Annotated in this window: 14 protein-coding genes and 2 pseudogenes; 8 read left to right on the forward strand and 8 right to left on the reverse strand. The window is 53.1% G+C overall.

Annotated elements, in window-relative coordinates:
* Together P3X23_RS08110 and psbA are read left to right on the forward strand one after the other, a co-directional pair.
* A pseudogene (locus P3X23_RS08110) lies at positions 1–148 on the forward strand (photosystem II q(b) protein); the annotation flags it as partial.
* Between the two features lie 317 nt (positions 149–465).
* Positions 466–1,548: a photosystem II q(b) protein gene (gene psbA, locus P3X23_RS08115; RefSeq protein WP_300875191.1), complete on the forward strand. Its 1,083-nt coding sequence runs from the start codon at positions 466–468 to the stop codon at positions 1,546–1,548.
* 75 nt (positions 1,549–1,623) lie between these two features.
* Here psbA and P3X23_RS08120 read toward each other — a convergent pair whose 3' ends face one another.
* Both P3X23_RS08120 and P3X23_RS08125 read right to left on the reverse strand, forming a co-directional pair.
* On the reverse strand, positions 1,624–2,814 hold the full coding sequence (locus P3X23_RS08120) for a Coenzyme F420 hydrogenase/dehydrogenase, beta subunit C-terminal domain (RefSeq protein WP_300875193.1): 1,191 nt from the start codon (positions 2,812–2,814) through the stop codon (positions 1,624–1,626).
* Between the two features lie 6 nt (positions 2,815–2,820).
* The gene (locus P3X23_RS08125; protein WP_300875198.1) at positions 2,821–5,019 is read right to left on the reverse strand and encodes a phosphoketolase; all 2,199 of its coding nucleotides are present in this window, start codon (positions 5,017–5,019) and stop codon (positions 2,821–2,823) included.
* A 156-nt stretch (positions 5,020–5,175) separates the two neighbouring features.
* Here P3X23_RS08125 and P3X23_RS08130 point away from each other — a divergent pair, with 156 nt between their 5' ends.
* Positions 5,176–6,501 carry a cobyrinate a,c-diamide synthase gene (locus tag P3X23_RS08130; protein WP_300875201.1) on the forward strand — a complete coding sequence of 442 codons (1,326 nt, stop codon included), beginning with the start codon at positions 5,176–5,178 and terminating at the stop codon, positions 6,499–6,501.
* 49 nt (positions 6,502–6,550) lie between these two features.
* Positions 6,551–7,705, forward strand: a complete 1,155-nt coding sequence (locus P3X23_RS08135; protein WP_300875204.1) for a M23 family metallopeptidase — start codon at positions 6,551–6,553, stop codon at positions 7,703–7,705.
* Here the strand turns inward: P3X23_RS08135 and P3X23_RS08140 are convergent.
* The 3 genes and pseudogenes from P3X23_RS08140 to P3X23_RS12000 form a co-directional block, all read right to left on the reverse strand.
* Entirely contained in the window at positions 7,702–9,426 is a 1,725-nt protein-coding gene (locus P3X23_RS08140; protein ID WP_300875207.1) for a phosphodiester glycosidase family protein, read from the reverse strand. The genes P3X23_RS08135 and P3X23_RS08140 overlap by 4 nt on opposite strands.
* 103 nt (positions 9,427–9,529) lie before the next feature.
* On the reverse strand, positions 9,530–12,319 hold the full coding sequence (gene secA, locus P3X23_RS08145) for a preprotein translocase subunit SecA (protein WP_300875210.1): 2,790 nt from the start codon (positions 12,317–12,319) through the stop codon (positions 9,530–9,532).
* A 138-nt stretch (positions 12,320–12,457) separates the two neighbouring features.
* Positions 12,458–12,797: pseudogene (locus P3X23_RS12000) on the reverse strand (Mo-dependent nitrogenase C-terminal domain-containing protein).
* Between the two features lie 262 nt (positions 12,798–13,059).
* On the opposite strand from P3X23_RS12000, the gene P3X23_RS08160 reads away from it, so the two are divergent.
* The 4 genes from P3X23_RS08160 (at position 13,060) to P3X23_RS08175 (ending at position 17,997) form a co-directional block, all read left to right on the forward strand.
* Entirely contained in the window at positions 13,060–14,067 is a 1,008-nt protein-coding gene (locus P3X23_RS08160; RefSeq protein WP_300875219.1) for a radical SAM protein, read from the forward strand.
* Positions 13,988–15,352, forward strand: a complete 1,365-nt coding sequence (locus P3X23_RS08165) for a glycosyltransferase family 2 protein (RefSeq protein WP_300875222.1) — start codon at positions 13,988–13,990, stop codon at positions 15,350–15,352. The genes P3X23_RS08160 and P3X23_RS08165 overlap by 80 nt, the downstream gene beginning before the upstream one ends.
* A gap of 90 nt (positions 15,353–15,442) precedes the next feature.
* On the forward strand, positions 15,443–16,507 hold the full coding sequence (locus P3X23_RS08170; RefSeq protein WP_300875225.1) for a PstS family phosphate ABC transporter substrate-binding protein: 1,065 nt from the start codon (positions 15,443–15,445) through the stop codon (positions 16,505–16,507).
* A gap of 8 nt (positions 16,508–16,515) precedes the next feature.
* Entirely contained in the window at positions 16,516–17,997 is a 1,482-nt protein-coding gene (locus P3X23_RS08175) for a hypothetical protein (RefSeq protein WP_300875228.1), read from the forward strand.
* Here the strand turns inward: P3X23_RS08175 and P3X23_RS08180 are convergent, their stop codons facing one another.
* The 3 genes from P3X23_RS08180 to P3X23_RS08190 all read right to left on the reverse strand — a co-directional run bounded on the left by P3X23_RS08180 (position 17,998) and on the right by P3X23_RS08190 (position 21,390).
* Entirely contained in the window at positions 17,998–18,834 is an 837-nt protein-coding gene (locus tag P3X23_RS08180) for a Tab2/Atab2 family RNA-binding protein (RefSeq protein ID WP_300875230.1), read from the reverse strand.
* An 86-nt stretch (positions 18,835–18,920) separates the two neighbouring features.
* Positions 18,921–19,934 (reverse strand): cytochrome d ubiquinol oxidase subunit II, encoded by a 1,014-nt coding sequence (gene cydB / locus P3X23_RS08185; RefSeq protein ID WP_300875233.1) that lies wholly within the window; start codon positions 19,932–19,934, stop codon positions 18,921–18,923.
* A 10-nt stretch (positions 19,935–19,944) separates the two neighbouring features.
* Complete coding sequence (locus tag P3X23_RS08190) at positions 19,945–21,390, reverse strand: cytochrome ubiquinol oxidase subunit I (RefSeq protein WP_367186563.1); 1,446 nt, start codon at positions 21,388–21,390, stop codon at positions 19,945–19,947.
* Positions 21,391–21,441 lie beyond the last annotated feature (51 nt).

Here is a 21,441-nt window from a genome sequence, read left to right on the forward strand (position 1 = left end):
CGTGATCAACACCTGGGCTGACATCATCAACCGTGCCAACTTGGGAATAGAAGTGATGCATGAGCGCAACGCTCACAACTTCCCCCTTGACTTGGCCAGTGCTGAGTCTGCTCCTGTGGCCATGATTGCTCCGAGCATCAACAGCTAAGCAACGCTCATTGGCTGAACTTTTACCAAGCCGCTCCTATTTTAGGGGCGGTTTTTTATTGCATTTTGCCTTTGGCAGTACAGCCTTAAAAGCTTCATTGGCTTCGATGGACATAGGAGGTTCAGCAAGGATACTCTCAGCTTTAATCCAAAGTATTGATAGAAGTCAATGGATGGATATGATGCTTTTGATTCTGTAAAAGCCATCCTCGAACCTCTTGTCATTTAGAAATATAACCATATAATCAGTAAATAGGAGCTTGCAGCGTTCATTGCTGCTGCTTAAGTTCTGTTGTTATTCATGGATTCATAACGACTATGACTACAGTTCTGCAACGTCGTCAGACAGCGAATCTGTGGGAGCGTTTCTGTGATTGGATTACCAGTACAGAAAACCGCCTTTACATTGGCTGGTTTGGCGTCCTCATGATTCCAACGCTCCTTGCTGCAACGATCTGCTTTGTCATTGCCTTCATCGCTGCTCCCCCTGTGGATATTGATGGCATCCGTGAGCCTGTTTCTGGCTCCCTGCTCTATGGCAACAACATCATCACAGCAACCGTGGTGCCCTCTTCTAATGCCATTGGGCTACACCTTTACCCCATCTGGGATGCAGCTTCCCTCGATGAATGGCTCTACAATGGGGGGCCTTACCAGCTGATTGTTTTCCACTTCCTGATTGGTATTTTCTGCTACCTGGGTCGGGAGTGGGAACTCAGCTACCGTCTGGGGATGCGTCCTTGGATTCCTGTGGCCTTCTCTGCCCCTGTGGCAGCAGCAACAGCAGTGTTGTTGATCTATCCCATTGGCCAAGGTAGCTTCTCTGATGGCTTGATGCTGGGCATTTCCGGCACCTTCAACTTCATGATTGTGTTCCAAGCGGAGCACAACATCCTCATGCACCCCTTCCACATGCTCGGTGTAGCCGGTGTCTTTGGTGGTGCGCTGTTTTCTGCTATGCACGGTTCTCTGGTGACCTCCAGCTTGATCCGTGAAACCACCGAAACCGAATCTACCAACTATGGCTACAAATTCGGTCAAGAGGAAGAGACCTACAACATTGTGGCGGCTCACGGTTACTTTGGTCGCTTGATCTTCCAATACGCCAGCTTCAACAACAGCCGCTCGTTGCACTTCTTCCTCGCCGCTTGGCCGGTGGTGGGCATCTGGTTTGCTGCCCTTGGCATTAGCACGATGGCCTTCAACCTCAATGGCTTCAACTTCAACCACTCAGTCATTGATGCCAAAGGCAACGTGATCAACACTTGGGCTGACATCATCAACCGCGCCAACATTGGTATTGAGGTGATGCACGAACGCAATGCCCACAACTTCCCCCTCGACTTGGCTAGCGGTGAATCGGCTCCTGTGGCGATGATTGCTCCGAGCATTGAAGCCTAAAGCAGGTGGCTCCTAAACCTCTCTAGTGATAAGTCCAAATAAGGCTCCCCACAGGGGGGGCTTTTTTTATAGCGGTTATTGGGCAGGGAGTTGATACTGATCAACGATTTTTTTGGCAAAGGCAGGCACATGAGCGGCAAGTTTTTGGGGGTAGTTGCGCCGCACATAGAGATAGTTGCGGGTAAAGTGGGAGTCAATGGAAAAGCGGGCATATTCAAGCCCTTTAGGGCCAATCCGCTCAATCACTAGGCCTACTAGTTTGGCCGCCCACATGGGGAGTGTAATGCCTTGATCGTAGGCAGGAATGCTTTGTTGCACGGCAGCGTGGCGATCGCCGGCGCTCGTAACGGGCTGCGTTTCCAATTGATCGCGCACAAGGTCAAGCATTTCTTGGCCTAAGTCGTTGCGCACCACCAGCCACTGCCAACCGAAGGGAGCACCCATATAGCCCACAACCAAATCGGCAAGCCCATTCACATAGTCAAAGCAACTCATGCACGAGGGGGCAAAAACATCCTTGAGTTGATTTGTCTTGAGGCCAAAAAAGGGCACCGTTTCTGTGGAGCCGTCGCTGTGCTTGAAGTGTACCCGAAAGTCCTGCATGAACTCGTAGTGAATGACGGTTTCGGGGGAGCGGCTCGTGGTTTCAAGGAATTTTTGTAGCCCGGCACGGGTGACGTTATCTACACAGGGAGTTCCTAGAACGTAGAGCTTTTCAAGACCGAGTTTGTCCTGTACAGCTCGCAAGGCTTGAATTTGACAGCCGACACCGATCACCAACAACCGTTTGAGACCAGATTGTTCCACCTGCTCTAACACTGAAAGATTGGGAGAGAGGGTGGGTTTATTGACGCGGGCGGCTAGAATCTCCTCACGGCTGCGGGCAATTACGGGCTTGGGGCTAAAGCGATCGCTCTCGCTATTTTGAACACAGACAACGCCCTCAACCCGTCCCGATTCCAACATGGCCATGGCAATACTGCTAACAATACCTGTCCACTGCGCTCCTGGAATGGGTTCGGTTTTACGAGCAGCCAACATCTGTTGATGCACACCAAAGTAGCACTCATCCCAATTCTCAAGATCACGGGCACGGCCATGAGTTTGCTGCTCAAGGTTCTCAAATTGCTGATTGAGGAAGGCGCAAGCTTCCTTGACGTAGTGGATATAGTAGGTGTTACAGAGGCCACACTCACTGCACAGCGCCTTGGCGGGGCGAGGGCTATTGGGCTTGAGGCCACGGGCTTTTTGATGGGCAGCAGTCATGGGCGCTTACTTCAGCAATGAACGGGCGCGATCGCAAATAGTTTCGGGAGTGAGGCCATTGTAGGCCATCAGTTCTGCAGGACTAGCTGTTGTTTCTCCCCGTTGCCACGCCAAGACATCGCGGGGACAGGTGGCACGCAGCAGAATCGGCTCGAGCAGAGCCGCAGCCCCCCCAGTTACCCCTAGGAGGGCATCGCCGCCGAAGAGCCGCTGGAAGGTGGCCTCATCGGCAAAGCCACCGTCGGGTTCAGCACAGGTTTGCCAAGCAATATCTGTGGGGCGATACAGCCGCCGCGGGTTGATTACCGAGACAATTCGCACCCGACAGCCAAGCTGTTCTAACTGGGATAAGGCACTGTACACAGGTTGCAAAATCATATCCCCAAGCACCGCCAGCACCAGTGTCGAATCCCCCCTGGCAGACTCGTAGAGGGTCACCGCACCCTCATCAAGGGCTTGTTCTGTTTGGGCGAAGGTGGTGCGCACAGGCAGTGGTGTTTTACTGGCAAAAATGGCAATTCCCTTGTTTTGTGCCGTCAGTGCCCAGCGGTAGCAGACTTGAATGCTGTTGGCATCAGGAGGAAAGAGAGCAAAGACATTGCCATTGCGCAATAGGGCAGCGTAGTAGGCTTCAATTTCTGGGCGTTGATGCGTCCAACCATTGCGTCCCTGCTCTAGGGCACCTGCAGTATAGAGGGTTACCGTGGCGGGCGTAGGGCGCCGCAGTTCGGCCATGGCTTGGGTGACCGTTTGCCAAATGGGAAGACCATTGATGGCAAAGGATTCATAGGAGCACCAAAGACTGCGGCTGCCCATCAAACATAACCCAGCCGCTAGACCCGCACAGGCATCTTCGCTGAGGGGTTCATAGACTTGACCATTGGGCAGTTGGTTGTACAGGGGATCCGGCGTCGGGTGAATGATCTTCAGGGCTTGGTTAATGTTGCCAATCCCAGAGGCCTCATTGCCATCGGCATTCGTGACGAGGTAGCGGCGATCGCGCTGCCCCACCACTGCAACCATCCGCCCCATCGCCGTTGTCGCGACCTTCTGTTCCCCCAACCCATAGGCTTCAAGGGGAATGTCCCCCAGGGGGGGCAAGTCTAAAATTTTCTCAGTGACCACCACCTCCGCCGCTGGGCCGCCGGCCGCCGCAACACAGTTTTGGCGTACTAGTTCCCAAGCCGCAGGGGCAAGAGCGCGGGCCTTGAGGGCACTGACAATCTCCGGGTTGTCGAGGGTGTGCTGAGCATAGAGGTTGTGGGATTTTGCCCCCTTGGCGTGAACACCGGCACCCTTGAGTTGCTTGAGGATAAAGACTGTGAGCTTGCCAGCAAGCGCCGATCGCGCTGCTTCTTGAACTCCTTTGAGCACCGCCTGCATAAAGGCCAATCGCTGGCTAAAGGAAAACTGGGTGCTGTCCACGTAATCCCCTTCTTGGTCACTATCGTCAAAGTCCTTGGCATCCACCAGCACCACCTCTTGAAAGCCATTGCCGTGCCAATAGGCCATCATGGCCTCATTACTTTTGGTGGACATCATGCTGTGGTGCTCTTGACTAAAGCCATTCCACACCAGAACGGGCAGAAAGTTGGTCACCTCGGGAAAAGCGGTGTGGAAGTGCAGCATACTGCTCATGACGTAGGGTTCGCCAAGACCGCCATCCCCCAAAGTGAAGGGAAAGAGGATCTGGCGGTGCAGCCAAGCTGCGGCCATGGCAAAATGTTGCCCCTGGCCAAGGGGGCCAGCGGGAGCAAGAACGCCAGGAATATAGCCAGAGAGGTGACCCAGCAAGCCATGTTTTTCACGGAAGCGATCGCGCAGGTCTTGAACTGTATAAATGCCCATTTTTTCTAGGGAACGATCCAAGAAAAGGGCGGCATAGAAACCGGGGGCATGGTGCCCCACTTCCGTAATGATATTCTTGTGCCCCAGCATCACCAGTGCTGCATAGGCTTCCGCTTGACTAGCAAAGCCGCCGGGGTGACCTGAGGCCTTGCTGCCGGTCATCTGCAAAACTAAATAGCGGAGGGCGTCGGCATAAAGAAGGGTTTGATAGATAGCTGCAGGGGCATCTAGGTCTGTTAAGGCGCTCTGTTGGGCATTTAGGAGGGGGGCTTGACCATAGTGCTCCCAGTCTGGCCAATCGTTGCCAAAATACTGGATTCCTTCACAGAAACTGGGCACTGAAGTTACCGCTGTCATAGACCCTGACCCAACTGTAGATTGAACGCTTAGTCTCCTATCTTACAGGGGTGGGGGATTACTCTTGCGGCTGCCAAGGTGGCGAATCTCCCTGAAATGTAAGCAGGACAACAACTTTGGCCATAGATTGATTTTTCTTGAGGAACAAGATTAACCATGGTGTTGGTGATTGCAGGCGATCGCAGTGGTGTGGGGAAAACAACGGTTGCCCTTGCCTTGAATGCAGCATTAACCGCCCGCGGGCAGCGGGTACAAACGTTTAAGGTGGGGCCAGACTACATTGACCCGCTCTTTCATACCGCCCTCAGTGGCCGCCCCTGCCGCAATCTCGATGCCGTGCTAACAAGTGCTGACTATATCCGCGCCTGTGTCGGCTACTACAGTCAGGGGATGGAGGCAGTGCTCATTGAGGGGGTGATGGGGCTATTTGATGGTCGTGGTGGCAGCCAAGAGGGCAGTACGGCACAGGTGGCTCAACTCCTAGATGCCCCCATTCTGCTGGTCTTGGATGTACAAAAACAGGCGGCGTCGGCGGCGGCTCTTGTCTATGGTTTTTGCCACTATGATCCCTCCTTGAAGATTGCTGGCATTGTCTTCAATCGCGTGGCCAGCGATCGCCATCGGCAAATGTTAGAGGCCGCCCTTGCCCCCTTGGGCGTGCCCATTCTCGGCGTCCTCTATCGCGATCAGGCTCTAGCACTCCCCAGTCGCCACCTTGGCTTGGTTCCACCTCACGAATCCCAAGAATTTCAACGCCTAGGCGATCGCCTAGCCCATTTGGGACAGACCTGTTTTGACTGGGAGCGGCTCACCCCCCTCCTTGCCCCTGGGGTGACCTCTTCAATTGCCCCTTTTGCGGTTTCTCCTCTACCCTCAGTTACCATTGGCATTGCCCAAGATGCCGCCTTTCACTTCTACTATGCTGACATGCTTGATCTGCTCCAAGCCCTAGGAGCAACGCTAGTGCCGGTCTCCCCCCTCCGCGATCCTCACTTGCCCACAGGTCTGAACGGTCTGATTTTGGGGGGTGGCTTTCCGGAGGTGTTTGCCCCCGAACTTGCGGCAAATCAGGCGTTCCTTGAATCCCTGCGGCAGGCTCTTCAAGGGGGCTTAGCGGTCTATGCCGAGTGTGGTGGCCTGATGTACCTCAGCCAAGGACTCCAAACCCTAGAGGGAAATAACTATTCCTTTGTGGGACATCTCCCAACAGTGGCCTACATGGGTCAAAAACTTACCTTGGGCTATCGCCAAGCCACGGCTTTGCAAACAACCGTATGTATGCAGGCAGGAGATACCGTTCAAGGCCATGAATTTCACTATTCTTGCTTGAGTGTGCCCCCCCCTACACCCCTGTGGCAGTTGAATGGCCAACCGGAGGGCTGGGGCAATCCTCGCCTCCATGCGAGTTATCTCCATCTCCATTGGGGTGGACAGCCGCAGTGGGCGATTCGCTTTCTCCAGCAGGCAGCAAAGGTTGGATAATGCCATCTACAGCGGCGTAGTTTTTCAAGGCGTCTGTTGAGAAAAGACAATGCCGCAGCAATACCGTTATGGCCTATACCTTTGCTTGGGACTGATAGTGACACTCAGTGTCACTTTGGTTGCCTGGGCAGCGGCTCCCTCTCAGAACTTGGAGTATTGGCAGCGGGTAATTCAAGAACACCAGCAACACCAACAGGCAGTGGGTCAACAGCGTCGGCAATTGGAACGCCTTGAGGCAGCGGCCAGCGATCGCCTTGAGAGCTTAGAGGCCAATGTGGACAAGACAACACAGCAGTTAATGGCCGCCAGCGATCGCCTGCAAGCAGCAACAACGCTGCTCAGGGAACTCCAAGTGCGGCAGCAGACTCTTCGCCGCCGCTATGAAGCCAGTGTGGCCGTGATCCGCGATCGCCTGCGGTGGCTTCAGCGCTACCGCGCAATTCCCCAATGGGCCTTGATCTTTGAGGCGGAAACCCTCAATGATTGGCTGGCGCAACAGGGTCGCCTGCGTCAAGTGTATGCGCGCGATCGCCGGCACTTAGCTGCCCTAGTGCGCGATCGTCAGCAACTGCAGCAACAGGAGCGGCAGATTCAGATGCAGCAGCACTTCATTCAAGCACTCAGGCAACAACTGCAACAGCAACGGGTCATTTATGAGCGCGAGGCGGCTAACCAACGGCAACTCATTGCTCGCCTCAGGAGCGATCGCCAAGCCCTTGCCTCCATTGAAGCCCAACTGGCCCATGATAGTGCCGCCATTCAGCAACTGATTCACCAGCGCCTCGGCTATGTCCCTAGGGGTCTCCCGCCCCTGCCCCGCAGTGGTCGGCTTGCCTATCCTGTACAAGCACCACTCACCAGCCCCTTTGGCTGGCGCATTCACCCCATTTTGGGTACAGAGCGTTTCCATAGCGGTGTTGACTTTGGTGCTGATTTTGGCACATTAATCTCTGCTGCTGAAGCAGGCACAGTAATTTTTGCTGGTTGGTCAGGGGGCTACGGCCAAACCGTCATTCTCGATCACGGCGGCGGCATGACGACCCTCTATGCCCATGCCCAGCGATTGCTTGTGCGAGAAGGCCAATTTGTGCAACAGGGGCAGCCCATTGCTGAAGTTGGCTCCACAGGACTCTCCACAGGTCCGCACCTCCACTTTGAGGTGCGCTTGAACGGTGAACCCACTGATCCTTTGGCCTATCTCTAAGGGGAGGGCTGCCAAAACAGCCCAATGGCATTGTTAACCCTGGTCGTTGTTACAGAATGGCGATCCACCAAGACCCCGCCCAGGTACAGAGCCGTTGAACTGCCCCCATCTAGATTCACCGCATTCATCAAACCCAGCTGTTGTAGAATGCGAGCCCACTCCCCAAGGGTAGGGCCCATACCGCCAACTCGGTTGTGGGTCGTTACCCAGACCATACTGCCATCCCTGCGATTGCCCATCGCACTGCGGGGCGCTGCTTGGGCATCTAAGCCGACCCCAAATTGCTCTGCTGCCGCATTCAAAACCACTCGTCCCTGCTCTACCAACAGAGGTCCTGCGCCCACAATATTGGGCATGGCATTAAAAACAGAAGGCACAGCAGTGGTTTCTAGTTGCACCGCAGCCCCTGCTGGAAAATTTGCCAAGGCGGAGTTAAAGTTGCGCGCCACCAGAAGGAAGCCCTCCGGAGGAATGGGGACAGTTTGATGGGCGTTGACGGCCTGCTGTCCCACCACCTGTTGATGGCGGACTGTAATCACTACTTCACCGGCCGTTTTACTTTGGTAAGTGCTCCCCCAACTGGGGGTATAAAGGGCAAGACCGGCTTGGACATAGCCAGAATTAAATGTGACAATGGGCACCATACCGCTGGGCGTCTTCACCCGCTGTTGCAAACTGAGCCGACCCACAATAATTTGGCCGCGATCGTCCCAGCCAATGGCACCGCGATTGAGAATCGGGCCTGAGAGCCAGTTGCCGTTACTGCGAATTGCCCCCAAAGGGGCTTGGCGATCGCGATTAAAAAAGCCGCCATTAATTGCTGCTGCTGCTTGCCAGCGCTGAGCCAGTTCAGGCACTGTTGCTAACCCCACCAGTGTTGTCGGGGTTATTCCCAAGGGGCGCAGCCGCAGCTGCGGCTGTTGGGAGTTAATCACAAGCACATCCACAGGGAACTGGTGCTTGCCGAGGGTAACAGTTTGCTGTTGCCAGCGCAGACCCGGTGCCCATTGAATTGTACGGGGTGGGGGCGCATCACTGCGAAAATCAATCACCAGACGGGTGGGGTTCAGGAGCATCGAGGCCACTGGGCGAGCCGTGCCGGGAATTTGGGTTTCCAGTACGGTGCGGTTGGGGGTAGCGGTAACCTTGACATTGGGAATCGCAGCCAACTGGCTGCTGGCTTCAATTGTCAGGCTAAAATCCCGTGGCGTCAGACCGGTGCGGCTAAATGTTAGCCGATTTACTTGCCAAGGGGTGGGGCGGTCTAATTCAAAGACCCAGCGATCGCCCCAGGGTTGTCGTCCCTGTCGCCAACTGAGAATCTGTGCCGCCGGAGTGCTGATCTGGAGGGTATTGCCTTGGGGTTGTACCTGCCACTGGTATTGCTCAATCCACGGCGTAATGTCCAAATAGCGGTACATGCCATTGGCACTAAAGCGCGCCGCCAAGGGGCTAAATTGCGGCTGAAACCAAGCCACTGGCTGCTGAAAGGGATCCGTGGTATCCCCAAGGAGCACCCCCAAGCGATGGGCAAGACCTCCATCGCTAATGCCCGTGTGCAGTTGATTTTGGCTATCGTGCCACTGCTGCCAGGCCACGGGGTAGTCGCGGCCATTTAAGTTCAGGCGATCGCCTTGAATCTCCTGAGCCAAGGTGATATTGGCGCTTGCGATCGCAACAGCGATGCCACTCCCAATAGCTAGATAAGCCAGCGTTGTCAATACACTCAACCGTGTTTACCCATCCTGAGACGCTGTCAGTAGAGATGCCCTTGTCGCATTCAAGGTTGCCCCAGCAACAAAAGGCTTGCTTTAGATACCTAGACTACCCTTGATCTGAGGACGAAGGAACCTCCTCTGGGGGCGGTGTCACTTGGGGTTGGAACTGGAAGAGGGAGTACACCACATTGCGGCGAATGTCCACCATCATGTCCAAAAAAAGTTCATAACCTTCCCGTTTGTACTCCACAAGGGGATCTTCTTGGCCATAGCCGCGGAGGCCGACCGACTCCCGCAGGGCATCCATCTGTTGCAGGTGCTCCCGCCACAGTAGATCAATTTGCTGAAGAATAAAGAACCGTTCCGCTTGCCGCATCAGGCCGGTTTGGATACGCTCAATTTCCGCTTCTTTTTGCTCGTAGGCCGTACGCACTTGCTCATGCAAAAAGGCCTGCATTTCCGGCACGCTCAGATGAGCCAGATGCTCAGGGCGCAGATCTGACAGCAAATAGACAAATTCCTGCACCTTGGCCACCAAACCCTCCAAATCCCATTCCTCTGGCGGCAAGTCGGGATTGACATAGGCGGCAATAATGTCGTCCATGGTTTTCTCGGCGTACTCCAGCACCCGATCCTTGAGGTCTTCCCCTTCCAGCACCCGCCGCCGCTCAGCATAAATGGCACGTCGTTGGTTATTCATCACCTCATCGTACTCAAACACCTGCTTGCGGATGTCGTAGTAGTAGGTTTCCACCTTACGCTGAGCATTTTCTAAGCTACGGGTGAGGAGTCGCGATTCAATGGGCATGTCTTCATCAACCCGCAGAGCATTCATGATCCTAGCAATGCGATCGCCCCCGAAGATGCGCAACAGGTTATCTTCCAAGCTCAGGAAAAAGCGCGTTGAACCAGGGTCACCTTGGCGTCCTGCTCGTCCCCGCAATTGGTTATCAATCCGCCGTGATTCATGGCGTTCTGTACCGATCACGTGCAAACCACCGAGGGCTACCACTTCTTCATGTTCCTTCTTGGTGACCACCTCATACTCTTCGCGAATACGGTTAAAGGCATCCCGCAGAGCTTGAATCACGGGGTCTTGGGTGGGTGCTTTTTCAGAAGCGATCGCCAGGATATCCTCCGCCTGCAACTCAGGCAGGCTGCGCTCGCCATAGGTCTTGACAGCCAGATCCACTGCATGGCGCAACAGCTTTTCTGCATCCTCACTAATCTCACAGGGGAAAAGTCCCGGCGAAGCCTTCCAGTTTTTCTGCGCCCCCTGACTAAAACCTTGACCACCGCCGCGATCCCTCTTCAGTCCCAACAGCATCATTGGGTCATCACTAGGGGGCATGACAATGCGAGGCATAAAGTATTCCCGCACCTTTAGGCGCGCCATGTAGTCGGCGTTGCCACCCAAAATAATATCGGTACCTCGACCTGCCATGTTAGTGGAGATCGTCACCGCCCCTTTGCGCCCGGCTTGGGCAATGATCTCCGACTCTCGTTCCACATTTTCCGGTTTGGCATTCAATAGATTATGGGGAATTTCCAGCTCCCGCAGCAGTTGTGACAACAGCTCTGACTTTTCTACACTTGTAGTCCCCACCAACACCGGCCGCCCTGTTGCGTGCACCTCGGCGCATTCAGCAGCTACCGCCAACCATTTACCCCGCTCTGTTTTATAAACCACATCGGGAAAATCTCGCCGTTGACTGGGGCGATTCGTGGGCACTACCGTCACTTCTAGCTTGTAGATTTTCTCGAATTCTGCTTCTTCGGTCTTGGCTGTCCCCGTCATCCCCGCCAACTTCGGATAGAGCAAAAAGAGATTTTGGTAGGTAATTGTGGCAAGGGTTTGAGACTCATTTTGAATTTCGAGGCCTTCTTTGGCTTCGATGGCCTGATGCAGGCCATCACTCCAGCGGCGCCCCACCATGACCCGTCCAGTGAATTCATCCACAATTACCACTTCGCCATTGCGGATAATGTAGTTCACATCCCGCTGAAAGAGTTCTTTTGCCTTAATGGCATTCAAGATGTAGTGCGCCCAAGGGTCTTGGGGGTCATAGAGATCGCTTACCCCCAGCAACTTCTCCACTTCGATATACCCCTCATCGGTCATTATTACATTGCGAGCTTTTTCATCCACCTCGTAGTGCTTATCTTTTTTCAAGAGGCGAGCCACCTCCGCCGCCTTGAGATACTTCTCGGTGGGACGCTCCACTTGACCCGAAATAATCAGGGGCGTGCGGGCTTCATCAATTAGTACTGAATCCACCTCGTCAATAATGCAGTAGTTAAAGGGTCGTTGCACCACCTCAGCCATGGAGGTGGCCATATTGTCCCGCAGGTAGTCAAAGCCAATTTCGCTGTTGGTGGCATAGGTAATATCGCAGGCATAGCTTTTCTGCCGCTCTTGGGGTGCCATTTGCTGCTGAATTAGCCCCACAGTCAAACCCAAAAAGCGATGCACTTGTCCCATCCATTCCGCATCCCGCCGTGCCAAATAGTCGTTGACGGTAACAATGTGTACCCCTTTGCCTGTCAAGGCGTTGAGATAAGCCGGGAGCGTGGCCACAAGGGTTTTCCCTTCCCCCGTCTTCATCTCAGCAATTTGACCATCGTGGAGAATCATGCCACCAATAAGCTGCACATCAAAGTGGCGCATCCCCAGAACTCGGCGTGAGGCTTCGCGCACCACAGCAAAAGTTTCGGGGAGCAACGCATCGAGGGTTTCGCCATTGTCGAGTCGCTGCCGAAACTCAGCCGTTTTCGCCTGTAGCTCACTATCGCTTAGAGCCTGAATTTGCTCCTCTAGCAGGTTGATCTCGACCACAAGGGGTTGATACTTTTTAATCTTGCGCTGATTGGGATCGCCAAATAGGGCTTTCAGCATGCGACCGGTACCATGGATACAAGGCTATCTATCTTAATCTTAATCGTATAGCAACTGTCAGTTCCTCGCTGCCTGGATCGACAGCCCTTGGCACAGAGATGGAACACGCTGAAAAATGTGAACCCTACCACGGTGGATCTATCCCATGGTTTTTAGAAAAGAACTGTATTGGCTGATGTCCTCTTGGCAAACATCCCTGAGGTAGGTGAGGGCACGAAACCGCAGCTTCATGACCTCTTCCTCTTCAATAAAAGGAATTGAGTTTACATAAAGGGGGAATGGTGATCACTGGATAACCAAATAGGGAGAAAGTCCGGGCAAAGGGCCATTGGGCTGGAATCAATCGGCAGATGCGGTGGGCGATCGCTAGTGTTGTTATTGGATAAGTAATTAGCCACTGACGGATTTTGGTCATTAAAGAACTGAGCGGGCGTTGGCCAAGGAGTTGATTCATGCCGTTGTCCTTACAATTGCACATACCCGCACAGCAAAAGATAATCCAAGCAAATAGCAATCCATTTTTTATATAAAAAATATTTATCAATAATAAGCATTGCTAAACTTGTAACTCCTTCAAGGGATAGATCTCCATTCCTGAGCTCAGCAGAGTGCTAAACTGTTGAGCAACTCAAACTCTGATGAAGTTTTATCTAGAAATTTTTCAATTGCTTGCATAAACTGATTGACTACTTTTGCCCACCCCTCTTGGCCTTGCTTGAATTCATGAAGGAAGATACCCAATGAGTCCACTGGTTGCTAACTACTACCTGACCTACCGCTGTAACGCCCGTTGCCACTTTTGCGACATTTGGGCATTGGAGCCGGGCAAAGAAGCTGATTTTAGCGCCATCCAAACCAATCTCCGCGATTTGAAACGTTTGGGGGTGAAATATGTGGACTTTACGGGGGGCGAACCACTGCTGCGTGCCGATGCCCCTGCCATCTACCGTGAAGCCAAGCGTCTCGGTTTCATTACCAGCATGACGACAAACACGATTCTTTATCCTCGTCGTGCTAGAGAAATTCAGGGTTTGGTGGATTTCTTGAATTTCTCCCTCGATGGTCCTGATGCCGCCACCCATGATCAGTCGCGGGGCGTGAAAATTTTTGACACGCTGGTGGAATCCGTCAAAATTGCCCTTGAGCTTGGTGAGTATCCAGTGCTAAACCACACCGTCACCGCCCAAAATTACGAACGAATTGGGGAAGTGGCTGAGTTTGCCCAAAGTCTAGGGGTACGGGTTTGGTTGAACCCCGCTTTCACTGCCCATGAAAACTACAACAACAAAAAGAACCCCACCCCTGAAATTGCCGACAGCATTGAACAAAACGCAAAGAAGTATAACAATGTTGGTTACAATAAAGCAGCATTAGCCCTCATCCGCGCGGGGGGAAACAATACTCAAAATCCCCGTTGCAAGGCGGTGGATGCCGTCATTGCCATTTCCCCCAATGATGAGTTGCTGCTACCGTGCTACCACTTTGCGCAGAAGGGAGTCCCCATCAATGGTCGCCTGTACGAACTGTACAAGTCCTCCGAGGTGGTAGAGGAGTATCGCCGCGCCCAAGGCCGACTCTCCGTCTGCGAAGGCTGCACAGTGTGGTGTTATCTCATTCCTAGCTTCTTTAAGGGAGTGGATAAGTACTGGTTTCTCAATCAGGTGACCTATGCCGGAGAATTCCTGGCCCGAAAACAGTTTCTACAACGAAGCCGATCCCCTCGACGAACTCCTGTTGGAGTGGGTTGACACCCCAGAAAGTCCTCCATTACAACCGCGTTCTGAGGGTCGCCGCCGCAAAGCTTTCTTGGCGCTGTCTTTAATCTGGGGCAGTACAATTGCCCTTCATCTAGTTGTGGGCGGCATTTGGCTAGTCTATGTCTTAACGCTCTTAATGAGTGTGCAAACGCTGCGCTACTGGCGGGTCAGGCCACAGGCTCTCTCCACAGCAGAGACAGCAGCAAAGCTGCAGCCAATGGTGTCGTTGGTGGTGGCGGCAAAAGATGAAGAAGCGGTCATTGGTCGCCTTGTAAAGAATCTCTGCTGTTTGGATTATCCCGACTATGAAGTGTGGATTATTGATGATAACAGTAGCGATCGCACTCCCGACATCTTGACAGAACTTCAGCAACAGTATCCCCAACTAAAGGTGCTGCGACGACTGCCGGGGGCAGGGGGCGGTAAATCCGGTGCCCTCAATCAAGTCCTGCCCTTGACACGGGGGGAGATTATTGGCGTCTTTGATGCCGATGCCACAGTCCCCCAAAATTTATTGCAACAGGTGGTCAACCGCTTTCAAGTGGCCAGTATTGGTGCTGTCCAAGTGCGTAAGGCCATCAGTAATGCCAACATCAATTTGCTGACCCAAGGCCAAGCCGCAGAAATGATCCTCGACGCCTACTATCAACAGCAGCGGGTTGCCTGTGGCGGCATGGGAGAACTGCGGGGCAATGGCCAATTTGTGCGGCGTCAAGCCCTAGAGCGCTGTGGCGGCTGGAATGAAGAAACGATTACGGATGATTTGGATCTTAGCCTGAAGCTGCATCTCCATGGTTGGGAGATCGATGTGCTCATGGATCCAGCGGTGCAAGAAGAAGGGGTAACTACACTGATGGCTCTGTGGCACCAACGCAATCGCTGGAGCGAGGGGGGCTACCAAAGCTATCTTGACTACTGGCAGCCCCTACTACGCAATCGTTTAGGCTGGCAAAAAAGCTGGGATGTTTTCTTTTGGTTTTTGATCAAGTATGCCATTCCTACGGCAACCATTCCCGATTTGCTGATGGCTGTACTGCGCCACCGTACCCCGCTGCTGGTGCCCTTGACAACGCTGAGCTTTACAATTTCGCTGGTGGGCATGTGGCGGGGTATTCCTCAAGTAAAGCCAATGAACATCTGGCAACTGTTTTGGCAGGGCTTGAGCGGCACGCTGTATATGCTCCATTGGCTACCGGTGGTGAGTACAACCACGCTCCGGATGGCTTTGCGGGCAAAGCGCCTGAAATGGGTCAAGACTGTCCACAGGGGCACCTGAGTTAGACACCCACCTAAGTTGCAGCAGTCAGTATGCTACTGAGGATAAAGTTGCAGTAGGCTAGGAGCGAAGTACTCCTAAAGGTTAGGTATGTCGCGCAGCAATTCTAATAATGTTTTGCCCCTGCTTATTTCCCTAATTTTGATGTTAGCGCTACTGGCTGTGGCGGGAGTTTTGGCAATGCGGTTTCTGAGTCGTCAGGGTCTTTTGCCGCAGGTATCTCTCCCCACTGGGTCTCAGCCCAATTCGCCATCGCCAGTGGCGGGGGCAGGGGCAAAAACATTTAGCGAGGTCAAGGAGGTTCCCAACGGTGTATTTGCCTATGGCGGTAGTACCACTTGGGCGCCCATTCGGAGTTTGGTGGATCCGGTGCTTGTAGGGGCTTGGCCAAATTTTCAGTTGCGCTACACAGATCCGCCGACGGGAACGCCGGGCTCTGGCAGTGGCATTCGCATGTTGCTCAATGGGCAATTGGCTTTTGCCCAATCTTCTCGCCCCCTCAATGCCCAAGAGCGACAGCAAGCCCAAGCCAAGGGACTACAGCTTGTGGAAATTCCCGTGGCCATTGACGGTCTGGCGATCGCGGTTCACCCCCGCCTCAACATTTCGGGATTAACGGTGGAGCAGGTGGTGGGTATCTTTACCGGCAAACTCAGCAATTGGAGCCAAGTGGGAGGGCCTAACCTCAAAATTACAACATTTTCCCGTCGCCCTGAGGATGGCGGCACAGTGGAGTATTTTATTGAGGAAGTCTTAGGCGGCCAGCCCTTAGGTCCCAACGTTACCTTTGTGCGCGATACCACCGATGGCCTGCGCCGCGTCTCCGCCACGCTGGGCGGTATTTACTATGGTTCAGCACCGGAAATTGTTGGTCAGTGTACTGTTCGCCCTTTACCCATCGGACGGCAACCCAATCAATATGTCCCCCCCTATCGAGAGCCTTATGTTGATCCTAGTCAATGTCCTAGACGGCGTAATGTGTTGAATCACGCGGCGTTTCAAGATGGGACGTATCCCATTACCCGCCGTTTGTTTGTAATTGCTAAGGGGGATAACAGTCCAGATGCCCAAGCCGGTCGTGCCTATGCCAATTTGTTATTGAGCGATCAGGGACAGTTGCTCATTGAAAAGGCGGGCTACGTTCGTTTACAGTAGGGGGCGTGATGTTTGATAGGCCCTTGAATCGCACCTATGAACGGATCATGGGGGCGATCGCTAGCCTCAACTTTCTTCTAGTCCTCTTTGATTTGACCTACATTCCCCTGCGGGATTTTTGGCTGTTGGGTAAGGTGCGTATTCCCCTGATTCAGCGGATCGTCTATTTGCCTCAACCCTTACCCATTACTCCCCTCTACGATCCAGTCAAGGGCATTGAACCCCACCGCACCACCCAAGCATACATTGCAACCGTTGCTAAGCTGCGGCAAACGATCGCTGAGCAAAGTGTTGACGCCCCAGCCACGCAAGAGCTGTTGGCTCAGTTGCGCCAGCAAAGCACAACAATGGTGAGCACCAATCCCTTTGCATTGGCCAATAAAACCGGCACCCTCGAACGAATTAAGAACCTAATGCGGCTGAAGGTCTTTGGTCGTCGCGATACGTCCTCGAAACAGTCCTTTGAGCGATTTTGGAGTGCGGAGTATATTAATGCAAAGGACTGGCGGGCAAACCTAACTTGGTTTGAGCAGCAAATTATCCCCCTGATGGCAACAAACTACTGGCGCGGCTATGGTGAGGATGGTGGCTTTATTGACCACTTTGATGCTATTGATATTCCCTTCAATCTCCTCTTTTTTGTTGAGTTTTTGGGGCGGACGTTTTGGCTGAGTCGGCAATATCGCGGTGCACGTTGGCGAGATGCCATGTTCTGGCGTTGGTACGATGTCTTACTCTTTTTCCCATTTTGGTGGTTGGCACCGACATGGGCATGGCTGCGGATTATCCCGGTTGCGATTCGCCTTGATCAAGCGGATATTATTTGTTTGGATAGCCTTGAACGGCAGGCTTCTCAAGGCTTAGTAGCAGCGATCGCCACCGATATTTCGGAAGTGGTTGTCCTGCAAGTCCTCAACCAACTGCAAAAAGCAGTTCGTCGCGGCCAATTCAGTCGCTGGTTACCCCAAGGCGGTCAGCATCTCAACAACATAGACGAACTAGGGGAGTTGGCGGCTGTGGTTGTGCAAGTGGTAATTTACCGCGTACTGCCTCAATTGCGACCAGAAGTGGAAAGGTTGGTAGCCTACAGTGTGGATCAAGTGCTGCGGCAGGTGCCCCCCTATCGGCGGTTACTAGAAATGCCGTCCCTTGAGGCTTTACCCATCCACTGGCGCCAATTCCTTGCTCAACAGATGAGCGATCGCCTGTTTCTCCTGTTGGAGCAAGTCAGCAAAAACCAAAGCAATTCCCACCGCGAAGGAGCATTACTGGTGAGTCAATTTGCCCAAAAATTTGGCCAAATCCTCAGCACTGAACTCCAAGAGGAAGAGGTGGGCAAGGTAATTCAAGACTTACTGGTGATGTGGCTGGAGGAAGTCAAAATTAATTTTGTGCGCCAGACCCACATTGAAGGCATTGAAACAGTTTTAGATGAAACCCGTGCTCTCCAAGAACGTCTAGAACAGGGGCATTTAAAGCAAAAACGCTAGTTACTCCAAGGGCTGTAGTAACCACAGGGCAGTGTAGGTGACATCACTGGGGGTGGGTTGGATGAGGAGAAAGTGCAGACCTTGAGTAGATTGCAGGCGATCGCGAAAAAGCTCTCCTGCTTTGGCAATCTCGGCATTCTCAAATGTCAAAAAAACCCAGCGATCGCGCAAGCCACTGTGCAAGACTACCCCACAGGGCTGCCCCGGCACAAACTCCAAGCGATAGGGCACCTGCTCTTGGAACCAACGGGCAAGCTTGAGGGACTTACGGCCGCCGTAGAGAATAATCCCCGGAATTAGGACATCTGAGGTCAGCCCCAGAGCTTCTGGCAACATGGCCATGTCAAAGGCAAGAATTCGCAGCGGATATTGCATTAATTGTTCCAAGTCCGCGGGGGTAATTGCTGCAAATTGCCAAGACTCTCCCCAAATATCCTCGGGCAGCGGCAGTGGGGGGGGCTGCTCGATCGCCAACGGATCGTAGGCTTCACCCGTATAGGTATAGGTTTTCAAGCTTGGATACTCCTGAGCGCGCCGGCGCAGGTAGTGCTTGAGGGCAGGGGTACGGCGCGTGGCTTCAAGGGGAATATTCAGTTCTTGGCAGGCCAGTTCCACTAAGCCTAAACTCTGGGGGCGAAAAACTTGGATTCGCTCTGGTAACGGCTGACTACAATTTTTGAACTCTGTAATCAGCCATGTACTGCTCACCAATGGCTCCGGGCAAAAAGTCGTATAGTAAAAATCATCTTCAGGGCTGCAAATCACCAATTCCCACAGATTGAGACCGCTGGGGGTGTGCAATGGCCGACGGTAAAAATCAACTTGCCAGCAAGACATTGATGCATACAAAAGAGCTGTATCTTGCTATTGTGCCTTATTTTGCTAGTTTGTTATGGCAGGTTTTACTTGGATTGTTTCTCTACCTAAGCCACAACTTTGCCCCGGAACACCAAATAATTGTAGAGATTGTAGGCCAGCATAATTGGGATTAAGAATGCCACAAAAATCAGCATAAAAACTTGGGCACTGGGAGAGGCTGAGGCTTCATAAATGGTGACACTCGGGGGAATGATATTGGGGAAAATGACAAAACCCAAGCCGACAAAGGACATAAGAAACAGTAAAAATGTCCACACTAAGGGCATGACCTCCTGCCGTTTTTGTAAACTGCGCAGCAACAGGAAAACGAGCAACACACCCAGAACTGGAATGGCGGCAAAAATGTAAAACAAGGGTGGCTGAAACAGTTGGGCACGCAGATGCTCATGGAAAATAGGGGCACTAATGGTGATCAACACAGCACCGATGAACGTTGTCCAAGCAGCAATTGTGGCAGTGCGATAGTGGGTTTGCTGCAATTCCCCCGTGGTTTTGTAAATCAGATAAGTTGAACCGATGAGCACATAGCCCTGAATCAGGGTCAGCGCCACCAACACTGAGTGCCACGTCAACCAATCCCACATGCCGCCGGCAAAGTGACCTGCCCCATCCACTTTAATGCCCTCAAAGACAGTGCCCACCGCAAAGCCTTGTCCCAAAGCCGCCAAGAAGCTGCCAATGCCAAAAGCAAGGTTCCACACCCGCTTATTATTGGCATTCTCACGAAACTCAAAGGACACTGCCCGCAGAATCAGTCCCACCACCATAATCACTGCGGGGATGTAAAGGGCATTAAGAATGGTGGCATAGGCCAAGGGAAAGGCACCAAACAGCGATCCGCCCATCAATACCAGCCATGTCTCATTGGCATCCCAAACATTGCCCAGGCTAGTCATCAGGATATTGCGGCGACGCTCATCACTACTGGTGAGGGAAAGAATGCCAATGCCAAGGTCAAACCCATCGAGGAGAATGTACAGAAACAGGAACAGACCAAGGATAAAAAACCACGCCTGAGGCAAAAAGTGCTCTAAGGGGGCAAGGGGATTTGGTTCCATAGCTACTTCCTTATTGCTGAGTCTCTAGGGGACGGCGATCGGGTTGGTGCTCTGCCAATTTGATGCGAATTTCCAATTGTTCGGCATTCTGGAGACCAGGGACGGGCAGGGCAACATTGGGGCCTTTTTGGATAATGCGGCTGCCAAAGAAGAGGGCAGCAAAGAAGAAAATTGTGTAGAGGACAACAAGGCCGCTCAGGGAGAAGAGCACTACTTGGGGAGGCAGATGGGACGCGGCTTCTGCTGTCCGCAACTGGCCATAGACAATCCAGGGTTGACGCCCCACACAGCGGACAATCCAGCCCGCTTCAACAGCAAGGTACCCCAACGGCCCGGCAAAAATCCAGCCCCACCAGAGCCATTTGTAGTTGCGTAGGCGATCGCCCTCAAAACCCGTGCGCCACCAGACGAAGATTGTAGCGATCGCCAAAGCAGCGAGGTATAAACCAATGGCCACCATCAGGCGAAACGAATAGTAAATCAGGCCAACCAGATGCGGGCGATCGCTGGGTGCCCACTCCTTCAAGCCAAGAATTGGGGTATCCAGCTTGGGTTTCAGTTCCAGTAGGTAGCTGAGGAGGCCGGGAATTTTCACTTCCAAGGTGTTTGCCTGTGCGGCCTCATTGGGGAAGGCAATCACACTCCAATCCGCAGGGGTACCCGCTGGCACCGTTTCCCACAGGGCTTCCATGGCAGCTAACTTGGCGGGTTGGTAGTGATAGACCTGTTCAGCACTCAGATGGCCAACAAAAACTTGGAGGGGGGCAATCACCAAGGCCATCACCAACACTACCTTTAGGGATTTGGTAAAGAAATTAGGCAGCCGGTTTTGTAGCAAATACCAAGCACTGATGCCGCCAATAACAAAGAGCGAAGTTTCAAGCGTGGCAAAGAACATGTGGGCAAAGCTTTTGACCATGAAGGGGTTGGCGATCGCTTGGAAGTAGTCCTGAACGCGGAATTTACCCTCAACGAACACACCCCCGGCAGGGGTCTGGAGCCATGAGTTGGCCGTGAGAATCCAGAAGGTGGAGAGGTTAGCACCAAAGGCAACACAGATGGTCGCAATCCAGTGCATCACTGGGGGCACCCGTTGCCAGCCAAAGATCATAATGCCCAAGAAGCTAGCTTCTAACATGAAGGCCATGGTGCCCTCAAAGCCCAAAACGGTGCCGAAGAAATCCCCCACCGCCTCAGAGAAGGGTGCCCAGTTTAGGCCAAATTGAAAGGCCATGGGTAGTCCCGAGGCCACACCAATCCCGAAGTTGAGAATGTATAGCTTTGACCAAAAGCGCGCATGGTGATAGTAGGCGAGGTTTTTGGTTTTTAGCCACAGCCCCTCAATGACCACAAGGTAAATACTCATGCCTGTGGTCAACACCGGCCAGAGCATATGGAAAATGGCTGTGAGGGCAAATTGCCACCGGGAGAGAACAACGGTATCGAGGCTATCCAGTGTCATAAGACCACCTAGGGGTTGACCTGCCTTACTTTTAGCAGCCCCTTT

The sequence above is a fragment of the Thermosynechococcus sp. Uc genome (assembly GCF_029335995.1).
Lineage (GTDB): Bacteria > Cyanobacteriota > Cyanobacteriia > Thermosynechococcales > Thermosynechococcaceae > Thermosynechococcus.